This is a genomic window from Candidatus Saccharibacteria bacterium (genome assembly GCA_016700315.1).
GTDB lineage: Bacteria > Patescibacteriota > Saccharimonadia > Saccharimonadales > SZUA-47.
In genome coordinates this window covers 323,005-342,713 of sequence record CP065013.1, presented here as the reverse complement: position 1 = coordinate 342,713, position 19,709 = coordinate 323,005, and the positions used below count along the sequence as shown (strand labels likewise).

Here is a 19,709-nt window from a genome sequence, read left to right as displayed (position 1 = left end):
AGACCTGCCTACTTCTCCTTCGAGACGCCCTTGAACGGCTTGCCGTCGGACTTGACGTCCAGGAAGCGACCGGTCTTGGTGTCACGCTTCACGAAGCCACTGGAACCCTTGGTCTGCGACCGCGACTTCACTGCGCCGAGCCGGAAGCCCTTGCCTGTGTTCTTTGCCATGTTTCTCACCTCCCCCGGACGCGGGTAAGGACCTGAACCGACCTGTGGTGGACGAACCTCTTGCGGGCTCGTCCACCAAACGAGCAGCTACGGGTACGCGTTCGTAGGCATCTCACCAACCAACGCACCGATGCAGTCGCCATGCGCGTTTTGGACACGAGCGCGGTGAGGTATCGGACGGGCTGCGTCGAGTTCTCTTCAAACGAACAAGCCCAGGACCTTGGCGGTCCTGGGCCGATTCGTCTGTGCCGGGTTTGAAAGCGACACGTTTGGCGGAGGGAGAGGGATTTGAACCCTCGATCGGATTGCTCCGAAACTCGCTTTCCAAGCGAGCGCCATAGACCACTAGGCGACCCCTCCAGCTTAAAATATTATACTAGGTTTAGTTTTCGGGCAGACGTTTAAATTAGCTATAACTACAAAGTTTACATTAAAATTAGTTTGTGAAGAGGCTTAGGCTAGTACTGTGGATGCTCAAAGAGCAAATGTCCGTTTCCAGGTTCTTTGTTACTTGGAAAGTATTTTACGCATTTTACGATGCTTTCTCGTCGATAGCTTACGTCTACATTTCGGCGCAGTTAATTAACGCTATTACAAAAGTTGCCCTACAGGGTGCCAGCCCTAGTGGTGTCTACCGCTGGCTACTGGTGTGGCTTGCGTTAGAGATTTTCATTAAATTTATAAGCCTAATCGAAAAACTCATAGAAGAAAAACATAATGCGCTTATGGAGCTACACTTTAATAGCAAACTTATCAGAAAAATGTACGAGCTAAGCCAAGAACAGTTTGAAGATGAAGAGTTTTTGACTAAAATTAGCCGCGCGACTGATGGCTTGTCGAGTGCGCAACGAACTTTATCGGAACTAACTTGGATCGGGTCATCGATTATACGCCTTGTCAGTTCATTTTCTGCCGTTGCGCTAGTTTCCCCAATAGTGGCTGTTGGCATAGTACTTATGAGCTTACCAGGGGTAATCATAAGACTCAAGATGAACAAATACTCCGAAAAGATATATAGAGACACTGCACCAGTAGAGCGTATTACTTATCGCACGCGCTGGGTGCTGGTAGACCCGCAAACTATGCCAGAAATCCGCCTAGCCAATGGGTTTTCTAAGCTGGTTGCGACCTGGAAACAACACAAGCAAAAAATGGACAAAACGTACTTTACTATGAGCAGAAAAAAGGCCCTTTACAGTTTGGGGGCAGACATACTGGACCCTGCCACAGAAATTGGCGCGACTTACGCCTTTTTTAGAGCGCTTGTTGATGGACGAATAGGCTTAGACAGGTTTCTGTTCGTGCGCGGTTTACTGCAACAAATGACCAATGCTGCTTTTTCTATCTCTTATTCAATAGAGAGCCTAGATGCACGGTTTATCGAATTAGAAAATTTCAAAAAAGTCCTTGATGCAAATTCGAAAATAGTAAACGGCAATATAGAAGTTGCACGGCCACTAAGCATCGAATTCAAGAACGTGTCATTCCGCTATCCCAACACCGAAGTTGATACCCTGAAGAACATCTCGTTTATTATTGTGCCCGGAAGCAAGCTTGCTTTGGTAGGAGAAAACGGTGCTGGTAAATCAACCTTACTAAAACTGCTGCTGAGGCTTTACTTGCCAACCGAAGGAGAAATATTAATAAATGGAGTAAATATCGCTGATATTGAAATTGAGAGCTACTATCGAGCAATCAGTAATTTGAGTCAAGATTTTATCATCCTTAGCCATCTGAGCGTCGAGGAAAATGTTGCTCTTGGCATTGAACATTACACAAATGAGCAGTTAAATCACGCTTTACAGTTAGCAGGTGCCGATGAATTCATAAGCAAACTTAAGCACGGGCTAGAAACCAAAATGGATTCTTCATTTAAAGATGGCAAGAACTTCTCTGGAGGACAAACTCAGAGGTTAGCCGTTGCTAGATCGTTACTAAGAAATGGTGACCTCCTAGTGCTTGACGAGCCCACCAGTGCCATAGACGCCAAGGCTGAATACAAAATCTTTAATAATATTTATGCCGAGCACACTGGCAAAACAACACTAATTGTTAGTCACCGGTTTAGCACTGTGCGCAAAGCTGATAAAATCATGGTCATGGAACAGGGCAGGATTACAGAGTATGGCTCTCACGAAGAACTACTTGAATACGGTAAACTATATAAGGAGATGTTTGAAACACAGGCGGAGGGATACCGATGAAGCTTACAAAATATGAACATTCTTGCGTGGTTTTGGAAGAGGACGATCAAAGACTAGTTATTGATCCCGGCGTACTCAGTAAGCTACCAGCTATAGACAAGGTAGTTGCAGTGTTTGTTACTCATACTCACGTCGACCACCTGAGTCCCGAAAATATCGCCAGAATTCATAACCAGAACCCTGATCTAGTAATTCTTGGTAGTGAAGAAGTTTTGAGTGAGCTTAATGAAAGTGGGGCAAAGAAACAGGTAGTAAGAGCTGGCGACAAGTATGACATCGCTGGCTTTAACATAAAAGTTTTTGGTCAGGATCACGCTGTTATTTACCAAAAAGTACCGTGTGCAAACACTGGTCTGATGGTTAATGATAAGTTTTACTATCCAGGTGATTCTCTTGTGCCGCCTGAGGCGAGTGTAGAAGTTCTTGGTGTGCCGACACATGCACCATGGCTCAAAACTGCCGAGGCTATGGAGTTTATTAAGGCTGTTAAAGCAAAAACCGTCGTGCCAATGCACAACGGTCTTTTGAATGATTGGGGTCTTGATTTCACCTATGGCTGGTTAAAGGTAGCTTGCGAAGAAGTCAGCAGCGAAATGGCGGCACTAGCACCAGGCGAAACAGCAGAGTTTTAAAGCGCAGCTAAAACTGCTGAAACTTGTGAGTTTGCTTCATCGCTGGCGGCTGAACCGTCTACATTGAGGTTTTGCATGAAAATTAACTCTGCCTCTGGGGTAACAACCTCAGATTTAATTTGAGCAAAAACGTCGTGTAGGTGCTTGCGTGAAAACGGAGCGCCGCCCCAACCGTAACCAACAAATCCGACTTTTTTGCCTTCCCACTGCTTGTAAACCCAGTCGATCATGTTCTTTAAGGCTGCTGGAGTGCCGTGGTTGTACTCGGGAGTTAGGACTAAAACAGCATCAGCACTGCCAACTTCGCTAGTTAGCTTAACTACTCCTTCGTGCGTTGGTGCGAACTCTGGTTGGCTAGGGCTGAATCCCTCATCAAAAATTGGTAGTTGAAGCTCTTTCTGGTCGGCTACCGATATATCGTGACCCAATTTTACAGCTTCGTTTTTCACAATCTCTAAAACTTTATCGGCCGCTCGCATTTGACGTGCGCTGCCTACTAAGACTAATATTTTGCTCATTTTATCTCCTTGATTTTATTCACGTTAATTCCTATAGAATCCAAAAGTTGGTGGTTTAGCTCGTAAAATTTTTCAATACCCGATTTTTTTTCGAGCAAAATTCCGGCGTCAACGAGCTTTTTGAAGTGATGGCTCATCGCTGGCTGGCTAAGAGAAGAGCAGCTACTAATCGAGCCACAACTGCTAGCGCAGGATTGCTCGGCGATTTTACGAACGATGTCTAGCCTAGTTTCATCGCTGAGTGCTTTGAAAATCTTGATTAAATCCTGGTCGGCCATAAACAGATTATACATTTATATATTTAAATGCGTCAATATAATGCAGAAAGCGTTACAATAATAGAATGAAGGTAGAGAGTTTACTAGATGAGTGACAAGCACGTGATCTTTGATTTTGATGGCACGCTTGCTGACACGATTGGTGTCGCGCTTGATATTTACAATAACGATTTAGCTCCTCGATTCAAAACCAAACCGTTGGACAAAAATGAGATCCCTAGTCTAAGAAAACTTGGCTACAAAAAAGTCATGAAATTTAAAGGCGTATCTGTTTTTACCCTAGCTAGGATGCTGCCGGCTATGCCTAAACTGCTTAAACAGCGTATGGGAGAGGTAGAGCCGTATGATTCTGTCATAGAGTCTTTACTGAGTCTCAAGTCTGAAGGCTACGGCTTGGGAGTGCTAACTTCCAACGACCAGAATCTTGTTACTGCTTTTTTGGAGAGTCACGGTTTTCCTGAATTTGACTTTATAGTCCACGAACGAGCAATATTTGGCAAAGATCGGGCCCTGAACAAGATTGTTAAAAGACACCACCTAGATAAGGCGCAGACAGTTTATGTTGGCGATGAGCCGAGAGACATACAGGCTGCACACAAAGCCGGATTAAAATCCATCGGCGTCAGCTGGGGGGTTGGGGGTAGGGAGAGCTTAGAGCCGGCTGCTCCAACAATTTTGATCGACGACGCCAAAGATTTACTACCAGTAGTTCGTGAAATTCTACCGCAGTAATTTTCATCGCTAGGCTAACAAGGGGCAAAATGCGTCCTATCAATCAGGCATGGCTCTTTAAGCATGGTGATAAGGGTGGCCAGTGCTGATGGCTTGTGCACGGTAGAGCTGCTCAATTAGTACAAGTAAGGCTAGTTGGTGCGGCATTACCAAATCACTTAAGCGTAAAACGTAAGTTGCATTATCGATCAAATTTTTGGACACTCCGTAACTACCTCCGATAACGAAGTTTGTAGTTTTGGGGAGTTTAAATATTAGTTTTGCAAACTCGATCGAGCTAAGACCTAGACCATTTTCGTCTAACACAACCACAGTTTGATCTGGCGGGAGGCGTTTGATAACTTCTTGGGACTCCCTAGTGCGGGCTTCTGGTTCCGGCAACTGTTGTTGGGGTTTGAGTCGAACTAGCTCCAAGCTGTTTTTAAGCCGTTTGGTGTAATTTAGGATTAAATCTTCATATGATTTGTCCAATTTGTTTGAAGTGTAAAATATTTTCATCTGTTATCAGCATAGCAAATGTGATCAGTCTAACAATCATGTCAGTAAGCTAGAGTATAATATGAATACAAGGAGGAGTATATGAGCAGGATCGCAAGGCACATTCAAGACCTTATCGAACAGGTCACTGAGTATCGAGATCAGGGTCAGTGGCAGAAGTTAGAGCAATACTTCACTGAGAAAACTTTTATCGACGATGAAGCACTGACACACGAAGCTCCAAGCATGCGTAGTATTGAGAATATGATGAGCGGCTGGCGAAGGCTGATCCGTGATTTGTACTATGGCGCCAAACATCAATTAGGCGCTATACGCGTTGAGAGAAGTGGCCGCAAAGAAGTCATTGCCGAAAGTGACATGAGTGCGCGCTATTACACAGCCCGCGGCGGCAAACGCTACGTCTTACAGATGAAGGGGGTTTACCACTATACCTTCAAAAAAGTTGCCGGACGTTGGAAAATCGCTCAGATGAAACTGATTGTCAGTTCGCAGAACCTCCAACCACTCGGCGCCTAAGTAAGAGAGCCTATTAACAGTAGTCACTAAGCTGTATACTGTTAGATATGTTTGAGAATTTGAGAAGTAAAGTTGGGGAGTTGGTGTCGGCCCAGTTCGGCTTCGACTTGGAGGTGGTTTTGACGAGGCCAGAGGCTAAGTTTGGTGATTTCTCAACAAACGTTGCTTTGCAGCTAGCTGGCAAATTAGAAAACCCGCCTGCAGGCGGCCCTAGAGCCATCGCTGAGTCAATTTGCGAGCAGCTTGTTGGCGGTGACATTCTAAGCGCCGAAGTAGCGGGGCCAGGATTTATCAATATCAAACTTACCGACGCGGCACTTATCGAACTTACAAAAGCTTCGGCAGTAAAAACCTATAGTGGCCAAAAAGTTCTGGTTGAGTACTCTGACCCCAACCCGTTTAAACCGCTGCATGCCGGGCATCTGTACACAACTTTGGTTGGCGACGTTATTGCCAGAATGGTTGAGTACGCTGGAGCCGAAGTAGTTCGGCTTAACTTCGGTGGTGATGTAGGACTGCACGCAGCCAAGAGTATGTGGGCGATAATGCGGTGGCTTGACGGCCAACCAGCCAAACTTGACGAAGTTGATGGGTCTGAAAGACCAAAATGGCTAGGTGAGCGCTATGTTGAAGGCAACAATGCTTATGAGGACGATGAATCGGCTCGAGTAGCAATCGTCGAAGCCAATAAGGCTATCTACTCAGTTCACGAAACGGGTGATCATGAATCCGATTTCGCTAAGGTCTATTGGCTTTGTCGCGAATGGAGCTACGAGTATTTCAAGGAACTTTACAAGCAGCTAGAAGTTTCAGCATTTGATAGATTTATACCTGAAAGCGAAGTAACTCCGCTCGGGCTAACTACGGTCAAAGAGCAGCTGGCAAAGGGTGTTTATGCGCAAAGTGGCGGTGCGGTGATATTTGAAGGAGAAAAGTTTGGCCTTCACAACCGAGTTTTCATCAACTCAGAAGGTTTGCCAACCTATGAGGCCAAAGACGTTGGTCTAAGCCTGACAAAGTGGCAGGATTACCACTTCGATAAATCGATCATCATAACTGCTAATGAACAAGCACAGTACATGCAGGTTGTCATAAAAAGCATAGAGCAGTTTGCCCCAGAACCGGCCAGCAGAACCCTGCATCTGACTCACGGTGTTGTGAAGCTACAGGGTGGTGTAAAAATGAGTTCAAGAAAAGGCAATATTGTCGGTGCCATCGACATACTTCAGTCGGCTCGACAAGCGAGCCCCGAAGCAGATGAGTCGACAGTCTTGGCGGCCGTTAAGTATGCTTTTTCAAAGAGCCGAATCGGCGGCGATATTGTTTATGACCCGCTAGAGTCGGTGGCGACAGAGGGTAACTCTGGCCCTTATCTCCAATATGCTCACGCTCGGGCGCGCAGCATCCTAAGCAAATCAACTATCAACTATCAACTATCAACTATCAACTCTAAGCTTCAGCCGGGCGAAAGACTATTAGTCAGAAAAATCGGCGAATTTTCTGAGGTAGTTGAGCTGTCAACTCGCGAGCTTATGCCTCATTATATCTGTACTTACCTTTACGAATTAGCGCAAGAATTTAACCGTTTTTACGAGCAAAACCGAGTTATTGGCTCAGATGATCGAGAGGAACTCAGGCTTTGGCTAGTCGGCAGATATGCTGACACCCTAAAAGCTGGGCTAGACCTTTTAGGTATTCACGCTCCCGAAAAAATGTGACACAATTACTACAGAAAGAAGGGTGGTATTAATGAGCAAGGTGCTTTTGATTTATCCGCATCAGTTGTTTGCGGCCGAATATTTACCGAACGACGTCGATAAGGTGCTTTTGATCGAAGATCCATTATTTTTTGGCAATGATGAGCAGTACAAAACCTATTTTCATAAACAAAAATTGATCTTACATCGTGCGAGCATGCGCCGTTATGCTCAGGAAGTTCTGTGGCCGGCAGGGTATCAGGTCGAGTATGTTGAGTGCGGTGGGCTATTACGTAGCGAAGGAGCGCTGGAGCGAGCCGAAGAAGCTGATACCTTGATGGTTTTTGATGTGGTCGACGACGCACTAAGGCGACGAATTAATGCGGGTGCAAACGAGAGGCGCAAAAAAGTTGATTGGCTTCAAACACCTATGTTTTATTTAAGCCTAAGTGAGGTTCAGGCCAAATTTCAGGCAGGTGAAGCCCCGGAGTTTGCTGAATTTTACCAATGGCAACGCGAGCGCTTCAATGTGCTGATGACTAAGGCCTACAAACCAGTTGGCGGCAAATTGATGCACGAGTTCGAAGGCGGCAAGCGTCTACCTGATAATCTTAGTTTGCCAACTTTTTCGGTTTACGGCGACAATGACTACGTGCGGGAGGCGGTTAGTTATGTTAATGATCATTTTGACCGACATTACGGTTCTACCGCAGACTTTGCATGGCCAACAAACCACGAAGAGGCTAGGGGCTGGCTCAAAAGTTTTATTGAAGGCAGACTTGAAGATTATGGCCGCTATGACGAAGCTTTGGAGCCAGAGGCTCCTTGGCTGTTTCATGCTGCACTTTCACCAATGTTAAACGTTGGGCTTTTGACTCCTAATGAGGTTATTAAGGCCGCTATCGATCGTCACGAACAGTCTACGCTACCGCTAGCTAGCTTAGAATTATTTATCCGAGAGATTCTGGGGTGGCGCGAGTACCAGCGTGGTTTGTATGAATCGATGCATACGACTTTGAGGACTAGCAATGTTTTCGAAAATAACCGTGACTTAACTAATGATTGGTATGCGGCTACAACCGGTTTAGCACCCATAGACGATCTAATCAGAAAACTCTATAACAGAGCTTACATTCATGCTGCTGAGCGTCGCGATCTTGCAGGTGTAGCGATGTTAGTAAGCGAAATTGATCCAAGGCGTGTCTATCAGTGGTTTAGTGAAATGCTGATTGACAGCTACGATTGGACGACAGTGCCGACAGTCTATGGTTTTAGCCAGTGTGTCGACGGTGGTCGGCTGGCCAAGCTAATCCCGCTAGTTAGTAGCCCTCAGATTCTGGCGCGCAGTCATTTCGAAGCCGGCGATTGGTGCGACATTTGGGATGGCCTGATCTCAAGATTTATCGACAAACACCAAGAGCAACTGATGCAAAACCCCAATATGCGGGTAGTGGTGCGAGCCAATGAGCGCATGAGCCAGGATAAAAAACGAATAATTGGCTATCGTGCCGATGATTTTCTAGCGTCTAAAACACAACAGTCTGAGCCCAACTAAAGTCGTACAATAACAGCAGAATTAAACGGAGAAATTTGCATGCTGCTTTCCACTCAAAAAATGATTCGTACTGTTGGAGCCAAACTTAGTCTGGCAGAAGAAAAAGTCAATGAGCTACTGGCAGTTTCAAAGGTTCATGAGTTCGAAGTAGGCACCAAAAGCGGCAAAAAGTTTAAGGCCTATAGGGTTCAGCACAATAACAAGCGCGGCCCCTTCAAGGGCGGCATACGTTTTCATCCAGAGGTAAACAAAGAAGAAGTTCAGGCATTAGCAACTTTGATGAGTTTTAAGACAGCAGCCATCGGGCTACCGCTAGGAGGCGGTAAGGGCGGGGTTAGTGTAAACCCGCGAGAATTGAGCGACGAAGAGCTTGAGGATGTTGCCCGAGACTATGCTCGTAAACTCGCACCACACATAGGTCCAGAGGTCGATGTTCCGGCTCCTGACGTCAATACTAACCCAAAAATCATCGATTGGATGGCCGACGAGTATGCGGCGATAACTGGCGACACCTCAAATGCTACATTTACTGGCAAGAGTTTAGCCAAAGGCGGTAGTGAGGGCCGTGATGCAGCAACAGGACGCGGCGGGGTAATAGTTATGGCGGAACTACTTCGGTTGGCTGGTGAGGCGGGCAAACCGCTTACTTTCGCGGTGCAGGGTTTTGGCAATGTTGGCTCGTTTTTTGCCCTTGTTGCTGCGACAGATCACCCTGAATGGAAAATAGTTTCAGCAAGTGATTCTAGTGCTACCTTGAGCGATCCCGATGGCTTAGCAGTAAGTGATTTAGTTGCTTTCAAGCAGGAACGGGGCAGCTTCAGAGATTACTCAATGGCAGAAGTCAGTGACGTAGAAGATGTAATATCGGCTGAAGTCGATGTGCTGGTACTGGCAGCACTGGGTGATGCAGTCGATGAGCATAACTATTCAACGGTTAAAGCAAAGTACATTTTAGAACTTGCTAATGCGCCGGTGAGTGAGGGGGCTTATGAGCTTCTGACCAAGAAAGGTGTAGTTGTTGTTCCGGATATTTTAGCTAACGCTGGTGGCGTAACAGTGAGTTATCTTGAATGGCTACAGAACCTAAGGAGCCAAAAATGGGCCGAGCCCAAAGTCAATAAACAGCTAAAAGACTATATGATAAACGCTACTCAAGAGATTTTTGCCGAAAGCCAATCTCAAAAAGCCTCGCTCAAAGAGGCGGCTTTGATGATCGCTGCCAAAAGACTACTTGCATAATAATTTTTCTAACCATATAATTTTGAGCATAAACATAAGGGAGGTTAGTATATGAGTATGGTAAAAAATTTTGTGCACTTTGTGCGGGAGCAGGGAGTAGTAGGCTTAGCAGTTGGTTTGGCAATCGGTGCTTCAGCTGGCGACGCTGTAAAGTCAATCGTTGACAACTTCATTAGTCCGCTGGTGGGTCTAATCCTAGGCGGAACTGACCTATCAGGCATCTCATCAACCATTACTAGGAGCGGTAAAGAGTTAGTTTTTGGCTGGGGTAACATCTTGAACGCTGTTATTACGCTTTTGGCAACTGCTTTTGTTGTCTACTTTATTGTCGACAAAGCTGGTCTAACCAAAGCCGACAAAAAGTCTGATAAGTAAATTACCGTTACTCTTAAAATCCGTTGCACGGTGAGCCCGTCAGCGGATTTTTAATTTACCAGTTAAGCAGTTTAGAATTAGAGTATGGCAGATCAAATTAATCCGAACTTAAGCGATCATCAGAAGAGAGTATTGTTTGAAGCTGAGACTGAGGCACCCTTCAGCGGTGAGTGGTTAAACAACAAATCATCCGGACAATACACATGTGCGAATTGTGGCAACAAGCTGTTTGATTCGAGTGCAAAATTTGATTCTGGCTGTGGCTGGCCAAGTTTTTATCAGCCACTCGACCCCAAGGCCCTGGGTTTGTCGGAAGATTTAAGTCACGGCATGCAGCGAGTTGAGGTGAAGTGTGGTCGCTGTGGTGCGCATCAAGGCCATGTTTTTAATGATGCACCAGATCAGCCGACCGGCCTAAGGTTTTGTATTAATTCGGCCGGTATCGATTTTGTAAAAAAGGGGAGGGCGGGCTAAGATGTATTTTAATACAACAAATCAAGTACTAACATTGGTGCTTGAAGGGCGTGAGCAAATCGCTGCGTTAAAGGCCAAGGTAGTTGTTCCGAAAAAATCCATCAAAACTGTCGAATTTGTTGAGGAATTTTCGGATTGGCGTAAATGGGAAGTGCGTATGCCTGGTACTTATGCGCCTAGGCTGTTGATGGCTGGCTCATATTGGACAGAACAAGGTTGGGATTTTATCTATGCTAAGAAGCCGCATGGTTTTATTAAGCCGCGCCTAGAGAAAGTCTTGGTTATTGAAACTAGCCTTACTAAGTACAACCGTCTGATAGTCGGTATAAGCAAGAAACAAGCTCAAGCAATCATCGACTGGAAAAGTAATTAATGCCTCAAATTCTATATTGCAAAAAATAACAGATGTCAGGGTCTGACCCTGAATATCTGACTGAATATCAATCAAAAAAATTCGTTGGGTCCAGACCCTGAGCATTAATCGTGAACGTTGAGTTTCTTTTTTTAACTCGTGCTTGAACTATCGTAGACTAGCGCGCCGACTTGAAAAATGACGACATAAAAACCACGATCGTGGTAAACATGTCGTCTTTTTGTGATTTTATAGGAGTGAAAACGGTGGGGTCTTAAGGCGTAAATGGTAATTTGGGAAGTTGCTTACATGTTGGGGGCGCAGTTGAGAACAGAAGTAATGTATAATTCGTACTAATGAGCAAAAAATCTTTTGAACCGACTAAGCTGCTGTGGTTGGATTTGGAAATGACGGGTCTTGATACCGAGCAAGACGTGATTTTGGAAATAGCGGCTGAAGTAACTGACATGAAGCTACAAACCCTAGCTAGTTACGAAGCGATTATCAGACAACCAAAAGCTAAGGTGCTGGATCGGATGAACAAAAACACTTGGTGGCAGGACTACCCCGATAACAGAGACGATTTTATCAAGAATCTAGCCAAAGGCAAGCCTCTTGAGATGGCCGAGCATGAGTTGATTGAGCTGATCGAACACCATTTTGGCAAAGAGCCGGCAGTTCTGGCTGGCAACTCTATCCATAATGATCGAAACTTCATTAAAGTTGGCATGCCAAACTTGGAGCTTAAACTACATTACCGTATGGTTGATGTGAGCAGCTTCAAGATTATGATGCAGAGCCGCTACCGCGTGTACTTTGAGAAACCAGAAGTACACCGCGCTTTTGAAGATGTTCAGGCTTCAATCGCTGAGCTGCAGCACTATATGGACATTATCGACCGCAAGAACGCCTAAGCGGCAATGGCCGCAGGTTCGCCATTTTCTTGGGGCAAGAAGTGTAGTATGACAGCGTCAGCTAGCACGTTTGCGGGAGGAGGAGGTACTTGTTTAGCAAGCACCTTTATTATTCCTTCAACTTCGTTAATTTGTTTGGCTGCCGCAAGACGTATCGGTAGCCCAGAAGTCGTTACCTGACCAGAATGTTTGACGGCTTTAGTAGCAATGACGTCTGCTTTATCAGTTAAAGAACTTGCCATGTCTATAACGAAGCCCGTTGCAATATCATCTTTACCTTGATGGGTAGTTGGGTTTTCTGGATCGCTTGGATTAACCTCGAATCCCAAATACTCTAGTGTATATCTTGCTAGAAAGGCTGCTAAACCCTGTCCATTCAGCCTATTGTAGTTGATGCCTGTCTCTGCAGATGGTTCTAGTGTTGTTGTCATGGTTCCTATTTATTTAGAGTGGAATAGGTTCTATCGTAACAGCAGGGTAAACCAACATTCAACTTTTTTGGCAACAATTTTTTGACACTTTTGTATTATGAAACTATTCAGATGTCATGTTTTTGTCTAAAGCTACTTTTGGCAAAATGCCACTATCGAACTGTAATCGTAGTCGGCTTGTGTTTTCGTACATATCCCGGCCATTTGTTAAATCGTCGTATCTTTCTTCTAGCATCCTTTCGTATTCCTGGATCGGGTCCTTTTCCATCAACGTTACTTTCATTTAAGTTTTGCGAGTAGCATTAAATCAGAATAATATTTACTAAACAATGCTCTATGGCAACAAATGATTGACAAAATTATAGCTAAAGAGTAGGCTATTTATCATGTATCATGACAAAATGAAAACACTAGATTTACTTATCCAAGTTGGTTTGAGCGAACGCGAAGCCACTATATATGAGGCCCTGCTTGATATGGAGTCGGTTTCAATTCGCAAAGTTGCAGACAAAACTGGCATTAACCGCGGCACAACTTATGAGGCGATAAAGTCACTGCAAAGCATCGGTTTGGTGCATGTTCGTAGATCTGGTGAGCGTGAGTATTTTAGCGCCGAGACGCCAGAAAAAATATTGGATATCTTGCGCGACCGTCGTAAGGAACTGCTGCGTACGCAACAGTTAGCTAGTGAATTAATTCCTGAACTTTTGGCCGAAAAAGCCAGGCCAACAGGCCGACCTCTAGTACGATACTTCGAGGATGATGAAGGCGTTGTGGCAATTCTCAAAGACGTGCTTAGCACCTGCTCAAAAATGAAGACACCACTTTACAGAGTTTACTCATCAAAAAACATGCGCAGCTACATCTACCGCAAGTTCCCAAATTTCACCGACCGACGAGTAGAAGAGGGGATTGTTGTTAAAGTCATCGCCATTGGCGAAGGTGGCGATAAAGCACCAGCCAGTGAAAGAAAGTGGTTGCCAGAAGAAGGTACTTCTATCTCCAGCTACACTATAGTCTACGATAATAAAATTGCTCAAATCTCTATCGCCAAAGACTTTACGCCTTACGGTGTTGTAATTGAGGACGAAGGTACTGCAAACATGCAGCGGCAATTATTTGATCAATTATGGTCAAAAATTTAAGCTGTTTTTATCTGGATAACTACAGACTAAATATGTATTCTTAATACAATGGATTACAAAACTGTCGATGAATATCTGTTGAGCTTTGCTGGCGCTCGGCGTGACTACCCCTTTGGCGAAGAGGTGGCAGTTTACAAGGTGCCTGCTCGCGGTAGTAGTGAAGAAAAAATGTTTGCATTAATCCCTGAAGGTAAATCGCCGATTTCTATTAGCCTGAAGTGCGACCCCAAGTTAGCCGAAGTTCTGCGTGAAAAATATGAATCTGTCATGCCGGGCTACCACCTCAACAAAAAACACTGGAATACGATTGTCTTGTCGGGGCAGCTCAGCTGGGATGAAGTCAAAGATTTGATTTTGCATAGTTACCAGTTGGTTATCGCTAAGTAGCTGTACCGGATTAGGTTAGAGGTTAGAGCGGTTAGGGACTAGGGACGAGTTGATAGTTGATAGTTTATGGTTAAAATACAAGAGACAAGAGCTAGGATTAGGTTAGAGGTTAGAGGTTAGAGTGGTTAGGCTCTAGGTGCGAGTTCATACTTGATACAAGATACGTAATACTTGATACTATTTAGAATTTAGAATTTCATGTTTACTACTTAGTACCCCGTACTTCGTACCGCGTACCTCCTACGGACCAGGGTCTAGGGGCTAAGGGCCAGCGACTGGGAACTGGCTTAGAATTTTATCCCCATCTTTCGCCGCTTCTCGTATTTGGCTAAAGTGTAATCACCAATTATCGTCCCTCTATGACCTCGATGTGGTTTAAAGAGTTGTTAATTAGCTTGAGTTTGGTAGTGCTGGGCGAATCACCCCTGGACAACCTAAGCTCTTTCATATAGTCCGTTACGAAGCTATTTACTAGCTCCAGATATCCATTGTCGAAATTGTTGTCGCTAATGGCTTTTTTGAGTTTGGAATCAATATCTTTGTCGGTAGTAGGAACATTTTTTAGGAAATCATTGGGGGCGTTCTTTTTTAAGTAACTTATTAACGCTGCATTATCGTTGATCACAGAAGCTGAAAGAGTTGCCGCTAAGGTACGAGTGTCTAACGAGTCACTAGTACGTGAAGCTGTTTCGCTTGCCTGAATAATCTTATTCTGTAGCTGTACAATTTTAGCGTCGTGGTTAAACTTTTCTTTACCAGCGTTTCGCAAAATTGTCAGCGCTATCATCGCCAGCACCAAAAAAACTCCGCCGATCAATACACTCAAAATTATTCTTTTTTTGGTCGAATCGCCGCCAAAAGTTTTTTTCTTTTTATTTTCCGAATTGAGGATGAAGTCGTACTGATTATTGTTGGGCTGATTTTCCTGCATACTAATAGTATTAACTATCGTTACTCATCTATCAACTGCAAAATGCTTGTGCTGTCGAAGGGGCTGCAATTACTGTAAGCTATAAATATGGCAGATGCACTGGAAGAAGTGAAGGCGCGGCTAAACATTGAGGATATTGTCGGTGAGTATGTTCAGCTCAAGCGGTCCGGGAGGAACTACAAAGGTCTCAGTCCCTTCACTAATGAAAAAACACCAAGTTTTATAGTTAGTCCCGAAAAGCAAATTTGGCACGATTTTAGCTCGGGGCGCGGCGGCAGCATGTTTGACTTTGTGATGGAGCTTGAGGGCTTAGATTTTAAAGGTGCGTTGGAGCTTTTGGCCCGAAAGGCAGGGGTTGAGTTGGAGGATAATAAGCGTAAGGCTGGCGAGTCCGGGCTAAAGAAACGCCTGCTAGATGCTCATGCTTTGGCGGCTAATTTTTATACCCGTGAGCTAACCAAAAACGACGCAGCACTTAATTATGTTCGCGTTGAACGTGGATTCAGCAAGGAAACAATCCTAGAGTTTAAACTGGGTTATAGCCCGACAGATGACAGTCTTACAAGGTACTTACTTAAAAAGGGCTTTAGCGAAAGTGAGCTTAGCCGCGGCGGATTGTCAACGCGCCGAAGTGCTGGACTAACAGACATGTTCCGCGGCCGCATTATGGTTCCACTGATGGATGGGCAGGGGCAGGTAATTGGTTTTACGGCAAGGCAGTTTGGCGGTGATAATATGGGGCCAAAGTATCTTAACACCCCAGCGACACCGCTTTATGATAAAAGTCGCCATGTTTACGGTTTGAGTCAGGCCAAACAGGCAATTCGAAACTGTGGCTATGTCGTGGTAGCAGAAGGTAATTTAGATGTAATCAGCAGCCATCAGGCAGGCGTAAAACAGGTAGTAGCAACCGCAGGAACTGCTATGACTAGTCAGCATTTTTTGCAACTAAAACGCTTTACAGGAGATGTGCGCCTAGCTTTCGATGCCGACAAAGCTGGCCTAGCAGCTACCGAAAGGGCGATACCGCTAGCTCAGGCGGCCGACGTAACTCTTAGTATTATTACAATTGCTGAGGGCAAAGACCCTGATGAGTTAGTGCGAAAAGATGTTAAGCTGTGGCAAAAAGCCATTGACGAAAAAAGCTATGCCATCGACTGGTTGATTGATCATTACCGCGCAAGCCTCGACATTACATCCGCAGTTGGTAAACGAAGATTAACAGACATAGTGCTTGCCACGGTGCGCAAGCTCAACGACCAGGTTGAACAAGAGCACTATGTTAGCATGCTTGCTAGCATAATTGGTGCCAGCGCCGAAGCACTAAAAGGCAAGCTCCAAAACGACAAAGCTGGTGCAAGAGCTCGTAAATCTAACCACCGGCCTGTCAACAAAGGCAGCCTGCCGGAGAATGAAAAGCGTGTGCAACATTTTTTGAGCATTATGCTGCTTTATCCGAGTATGCGTGAGCTGATCTATGATTTACCCAATGACTTGTTTCAAGATGATCAAGCAGCAAAACTATTTAACTATTTGCAAACAGACGAACCAGTGGAGGATTCAAACCTTACCACAGCTGAAAATCGTGCTATCGAAGAAGATAGCGGTGCTGCTAGCTCTGCTAGTAGGCAGGCTATCTGGCATGCGAGTCAGGTTCCTGAAGGGCATGGTTCGGATGAGAGTACGATTCTTAAGCGAGGAACGGAACGAGCTGTACAAGTGTACAGCGAAGCGAGTACCACAGCTGAAAATCGTGCTATCACCGAAGAAGATAGCGGTGCTGCTAGCTCTGCTAGTAGGCAGGCTATCTGGCATGCTCTTCAGGATTATGTTAAAATGTTAGCATTACTAGGTGAAGAAACCTACGGCCGAGCCGAAAAAAGCGAACTGCAAGCCCAGGCAAAAATGCTTCAGTCCAGACTCGTAGCCGATTACGTCAGAACTCAAAAACAAATTTTGGTTGAGCGCCTCAATCAAAATCCTACTGAAGAACTGTTGCACCAAGCAAAAGCGCTAGATGAACTAGTCAAAAGATTCTCATAAATCGCCAATTAACCCACCCCACCAAAGGAGTATAAATGCCTGAAGAAGACAATGCTGCCAAGCTAAATGCCAAAAAAGATGAACTTGTAGCCAAGGCCAAAAAAGACGGTAAGATTGACCAAAAAGACATCTTTGCCGCTATCCCCGACGATCCAGAAAATATTGATCTGCTAGACGCGTTGTACGGTGAACTAAGTGAGGCTAACATAGTCGTTACCGGTGCTGAAGAGCCAACCCCTGAAACTATGAGCACGGAGTGGGTTGCCGAGGATGGTGAAGAAATCTTAATCGACGAAGCTACCTACCTCGATGACATTGCCGATGATTCGGTTCGACTTTACCTCAGGGAGATTGGTAAGATCCCACTGCTCAATGGTGAGCAGGAGCTTGAGTTGGCGCGCAAAGTCGTAGCTGGCGACAAACGCGCCAAAGACAAGATGGCCGAGGCAAACATGCGTCTAGTTGTTTCGATCGCTAAGCGTTATGTCGGACGAGGACTTGATCTGCTTGATTTAATCCAAGAAGGCAATACGGGTCTGCTGCGTGCTGTTGAAAAATTCGATCCAGATAAAGGTTTTAAATTCTCTACTTATGCTACATGGTGGATCCGCCAGGCCATTACACGCGCAATCGCCGATCAGGCAAGGACAATTCGTATCCCAGTACACATGGTAGAAACAATAAATAAGTTGCTCAGAACTCAACGTAGATTGACGCAGGAGCTTAACCGCGAGCCTACCAACGAAGAAATAGCCCGCGAAATGGAGCTAGACGTCGACAAAGTTGAACACATCATGAAGATTAAGCAAGATATTTCTAGCCTCGATGCCAGTGTGCGTGACGACGAAGAGGATTCAGTGCTAGGCGACTTTATCGAAGACGAAGACACCATTACTCCTGAAGAATCTGCTACTAATCAGCTACTCAAAGAACACGTCAAGGATCTGCTGAGCGGTCTAACTGATCGTGAACAAAAAATTATTCGCCTACGCTTCGGTCTTGACGATGGCAAAAGCCACACGCTCGAAGAAGTAGGGCAAGAGTTCGCCGTTACCCGCGAGCGCATCCGTCAGATTGAAGCAAAAGCCCTAGCCAAACTACGCAAACACCGTGACGCCCGCAAGCTGCTGGACTACTTGAAGTAGTTACTTATATGTACGGGACAGATTTTATTAATGCCTCGAGTAAGCCTTGAGTTCTGAGGAGGTCTTCATTTGTCTCAGGGAAGAACCTAGTCGTAGGTTTGCCATCGACCTTTTTGGTTATTGTACCGTTGATCGTAACCTGTCGGGTGCCGTTCTCTACTTGTTTAAGCGTTGTGCCATTAATTACCTCACCTTCTCCTGTAATTGGGTCTTCAGACATCTCTGCTACAGAATCAGGAAAAGCGATAATTATTGATCTCAGCCCCGTTCTACCAACTGTTACACGGGCCTTGCCTAGAATCGTAGGATAGTCATGCATTACGTACCGGTCAACAGTCTCGTACAAGCTATTGAAAACATTGTAAACTTCTGCTTTGTTGCCTTGGAGTAAGTCACTCATACCTAAATAATACTATTAATTTACAAAAAAGCAATAGGCTATTACAATAGTTTACGAAGTTTAGATAAGCCGTAGAGTTAAGCATCTAAACAAATGAATAAAATGATAATGCAGCAAATAGATAAACCAAGCGTTCATACATACGAAACAGCTACTTCAGCTGCCGTTGAATATGTTAATAGGATAAAAAAAGCACAGGGATTTGACAGTGTTGCTACTGCTTTTGGAGTTCAGTTGACTGATAGAGGTGAATGTCTAGAAGACCTACAAAAATTCACCAGTGATTTTTTGGACTTTCGTAAAGGCAGGGAACGCCAAGAAGTTGCACCAGTAAAGTTGACTGAACAGCAAACTGAGGCAATTATGACTTTAGCCCACGAACTAGGCATGGATCGTGCTACAGAACCTACGCGAAACTCCTACGAGTTTGCAACAGTACTTGGCGGTGCGGACCAGTCAAATCTACTGAGAGTTCAGTATTTGAAGGAACAGATTGAAAAACATGAACTCGATATTCCCCATGTAGTTCTTTTGGGCTCAGCAAGAGACTTGTCTGATGCAGAAAAAGCAAACACTACTAACTATGCACCTGGAGCAAAAACGGAGTTTGATTTACTCAATGGAGCTATGGAAACTATATTTGGTGTAGTAGGCCATGCAGAAAGATGGATGGACTTCTCAAATAGAAATACCAATGATCCAAAAAATTTATGGAAGGTAAGGGTTTATTCTCTTAGTGATGACACCCAAGTCTTATCTGTCAGCGCTCCGCAAATTGAAGGAGCAAAAAGAGTTAACACTGCAGATACCTACCACTTCATGAACGAAGTAATTGGCCCCGAATATTTAAATGGAAGCCACGTACTCAATGTAACAACTGATTTGTACGTGCCTTTTCAACATCCCGATGCGCTTCGACTTCTTGGTTTACCGTCTGGTGCGGTGGTTGAAACTATAGGTTTTGGTGGCGTAGATAAGCCAGCATCTATTTATGCACAAGAAATAAATTCTGCCATAAAACAGACTGCACTGCTCAGTAAAGCGATAAAATACTTCGTAAAAACCTAGTTCAT

24 protein-coding genes and 1 tRNA gene are annotated in these 19,709 nt (G+C 44.9%); 16 read left to right on the top strand and 9 right to left on the bottom strand.

The genetic code is table 11. The features are described from left to right. Positions 1–8 precede the first annotated feature (8 nt). The gene (locus tag IPO96_01685) at positions 9–170 is read right to left on the bottom strand and encodes a hypothetical protein (GenBank protein QQS65248.1); all 162 of its coding nucleotides are present in this window, start codon (positions 168–170) and stop codon (positions 9–11) included. A gap of 270 nt (positions 171–440) precedes the next feature. Further along, a tRNA-Ser gene (locus IPO96_01680) sits at positions 441–530 on the bottom strand. An 83-nt stretch (positions 531–613) separates the two neighbouring features. Between IPO96_01680 and IPO96_01675 the strand changes: the two genes are divergently transcribed. Both IPO96_01675 and IPO96_01670 read left to right on the top strand, forming a co-directional pair. Beyond that, complete coding sequence (locus IPO96_01675; protein ID QQS65247.1) at positions 614–2,374, top strand: ABC transporter ATP-binding protein; 1,761 nt, start codon at positions 614–616, stop codon at positions 2,372–2,374. Further along, positions 2,371–3,006, top strand: coding sequence for an MBL fold metallo-hydrolase (locus tag IPO96_01670; protein ID QQS65246.1), 636 nt, complete (start codon positions 2,371–2,373; stop codon positions 3,004–3,006). The genes IPO96_01675 and IPO96_01670 overlap by 4 nt, the downstream gene beginning before the upstream one ends. Here IPO96_01670 and IPO96_01665 read toward each other — a convergent pair. Beyond that, complete coding sequence (locus IPO96_01665) at positions 3,003–3,524, bottom strand: NAD(P)H-dependent oxidoreductase (GenBank protein QQS65245.1); 522 nt, start codon at positions 3,522–3,524, stop codon at positions 3,003–3,005. The genes IPO96_01670 and IPO96_01665 overlap by 4 nt on opposite strands. Then, a complete protein-coding gene (locus IPO96_01660; GenBank protein ID QQS65244.1) occupies positions 3,521–3,802 on the bottom strand; it encodes a winged helix-turn-helix transcriptional regulator in 282 nt (93 codons plus the stop codon). The genes IPO96_01665 and IPO96_01660 overlap by 4 nt, the downstream gene beginning before the upstream one ends. Positions 3,803–3,889: 87 nt before the next feature. Here IPO96_01660 and IPO96_01655 point away from each other — a divergent pair, with 87 nt between their 5' ends. Next, positions 3,890–4,534, top strand: a complete 645-nt coding sequence (locus IPO96_01655) for an HAD hydrolase-like protein (GenBank protein QQS65243.1) — start codon at positions 3,890–3,892, stop codon at positions 4,532–4,534. 57 nt (positions 4,535–4,591) lie between these two features. On the opposite strand, the gene IPO96_01650 is transcribed toward IPO96_01655, so the two are convergent. After that, positions 4,592–5,032 (bottom strand): 23S rRNA (pseudouridine(1915)-N(3))-methyltransferase RlmH, encoded by a 441-nt coding sequence (locus IPO96_01650; GenBank protein ID QQS65242.1) that lies wholly within the window; start codon positions 5,030–5,032, stop codon positions 4,592–4,594. An 81-nt stretch (positions 5,033–5,113) separates the two neighbouring features. Here IPO96_01650 and IPO96_01645 point away from each other — a divergent pair, with 81 nt between their 5' ends. The 8 genes from IPO96_01645 to orn all read left to right on the top strand — a co-directional run bounded on the left by IPO96_01645 (position 5,114) and on the right by orn (position 12,154). Further along, positions 5,114–5,548 carry a nuclear transport factor 2 family protein gene (locus IPO96_01645; protein ID QQS65241.1) on the top strand — a complete coding sequence of 145 codons (435 nt, stop codon included), beginning with the start codon at positions 5,114–5,116 and terminating at the stop codon, positions 5,546–5,548. 47 nt (positions 5,549–5,595) lie between these two features. After that, positions 5,596–7,266: an arginine--tRNA ligase gene (gene argS, locus IPO96_01640; GenBank protein ID QQS65240.1), complete on the top strand. Its 1,671-nt coding sequence runs from the start codon at positions 5,596–5,598 to the stop codon at positions 7,264–7,266. A gap of 31 nt (positions 7,267–7,297) precedes the next feature. Continuing rightward, positions 7,298–8,800 carry a cryptochrome/photolyase family protein gene (locus IPO96_01635; GenBank protein QQS65239.1) on the top strand — a complete coding sequence of 501 codons (1,503 nt, stop codon included), beginning with the start codon at positions 7,298–7,300 and terminating at the stop codon, positions 8,798–8,800. Positions 8,801–8,839: 39 nt separating this feature from the next. Beyond that, a complete protein-coding gene (locus IPO96_01630; GenBank protein ID QQS65238.1) occupies positions 8,840–10,039 on the top strand; it encodes a Glu/Leu/Phe/Val dehydrogenase in 1,200 nt (399 codons plus the stop codon). A gap of 51 nt (positions 10,040–10,090) precedes the next feature. Further along, positions 10,091–10,414, top strand: a complete 324-nt coding sequence (locus IPO96_01625) for an MscL family protein (protein ID QQS65237.1) — start codon at positions 10,091–10,093, stop codon at positions 10,412–10,414. An 84-nt stretch (positions 10,415–10,498) separates the two neighbouring features. Continuing rightward, the gene (gene msrB / locus IPO96_01620) at positions 10,499–10,888 is read left to right on the top strand and encodes a peptide-methionine (R)-S-oxide reductase MsrB (GenBank protein ID QQS65236.1); all 390 of its coding nucleotides are present in this window, start codon (positions 10,499–10,501) and stop codon (positions 10,886–10,888) included. A gap of 1 nt (position 10,889) precedes the next feature. Further along, positions 10,890–11,261 (top strand): hypothetical protein, encoded by a 372-nt coding sequence (locus tag IPO96_01615; GenBank protein ID QQS65235.1) that lies wholly within the window; start codon positions 10,890–10,892, stop codon positions 11,259–11,261. Positions 11,262–11,596: 335 nt separating this feature from the next. Then, positions 11,597–12,154, top strand: a complete 558-nt coding sequence (orn, locus tag IPO96_01610) for an oligoribonuclease (GenBank protein ID QQS65234.1) — start codon at positions 11,597–11,599, stop codon at positions 12,152–12,154. Here the strand turns inward: orn and IPO96_01605 are convergent. Together IPO96_01605 and IPO96_01600 are read right to left on the bottom strand one after the other, a co-directional pair. After that, entirely contained in the window at positions 12,151–12,585 is a 435-nt protein-coding gene (locus IPO96_01605; GenBank protein ID QQS65233.1) for a hypothetical protein, read from the bottom strand. The two genes, orn and IPO96_01605, sit on opposite strands and share 4 nt — an antisense overlap. 103 nt (positions 12,586–12,688) lie before the next feature. Beyond that, positions 12,689–12,853: a hypothetical protein gene (locus IPO96_01600; protein ID QQS65232.1), complete on the bottom strand. Its 165-nt coding sequence runs from the start codon at positions 12,851–12,853 to the stop codon at positions 12,689–12,691. A 133-nt stretch (positions 12,854–12,986) separates the two neighbouring features. On the opposite strand from IPO96_01600, the gene IPO96_01595 reads away from it, so the two are divergent. Together IPO96_01595 and IPO96_01590 are read left to right on the top strand one after the other, a co-directional pair. After that, on the top strand, positions 12,987–13,730 hold the full coding sequence (locus IPO96_01595; GenBank protein ID QQS65231.1) for a TrmB family transcriptional regulator: 744 nt from the start codon (positions 12,987–12,989) through the stop codon (positions 13,728–13,730). A 48-nt stretch (positions 13,731–13,778) separates the two neighbouring features. Beyond that, entirely contained in the window at positions 13,779–14,117 is a 339-nt protein-coding gene (locus tag IPO96_01590; GenBank protein ID QQS65230.1) for an MmcQ/YjbR family DNA-binding protein, read from the top strand. 346 nt (positions 14,118–14,463) lie between these two features. Here IPO96_01590 and IPO96_01585 read toward each other — a convergent pair whose 3' ends face one another. Continuing rightward, on the bottom strand, positions 14,464–15,048 hold the full coding sequence (locus tag IPO96_01585; GenBank protein QQS65229.1) for a hypothetical protein: 585 nt from the start codon (positions 15,046–15,048) through the stop codon (positions 14,464–14,466). Positions 15,049–15,135: 87 nt separating this feature from the next. On the opposite strand from IPO96_01585, the gene IPO96_01580 reads away from it, so the two are divergent. Together IPO96_01580 and rpoD are read left to right on the top strand one after the other, a co-directional pair. Continuing rightward, on the top strand, positions 15,136–17,091 hold the full coding sequence (locus IPO96_01580; protein QQS65228.1) for a DNA primase: 1,956 nt from the start codon (positions 15,136–15,138) through the stop codon (positions 17,089–17,091). Between the two features lie 35 nt (positions 17,092–17,126). Then, entirely contained in the window at positions 17,127–18,236 is a 1,110-nt protein-coding gene (rpoD, locus tag IPO96_01575) for an RNA polymerase sigma factor RpoD (protein ID QQS65227.1), read from the top strand. A gap of 4 nt (positions 18,237–18,240) precedes the next feature. Here rpoD and IPO96_01570 read toward each other — a convergent pair whose 3' ends face one another. Beyond that, positions 18,241–18,636: a hypothetical protein gene (locus IPO96_01570; protein QQS65226.1), complete on the bottom strand. Its 396-nt coding sequence runs from the start codon at positions 18,634–18,636 to the stop codon at positions 18,241–18,243. A 93-nt stretch (positions 18,637–18,729) separates the two neighbouring features. Here IPO96_01570 and IPO96_01565 point away from each other — a divergent pair, with 93 nt between their 5' ends. Then, the gene (locus IPO96_01565; GenBank protein ID QQS65225.1) at positions 18,730–19,704 is read left to right on the top strand and encodes a hypothetical protein; all 975 of its coding nucleotides are present in this window, start codon (positions 18,730–18,732) and stop codon (positions 19,702–19,704) included. The last annotated feature ends 5 nt before the right edge of the window (positions 19,705–19,709 follow it).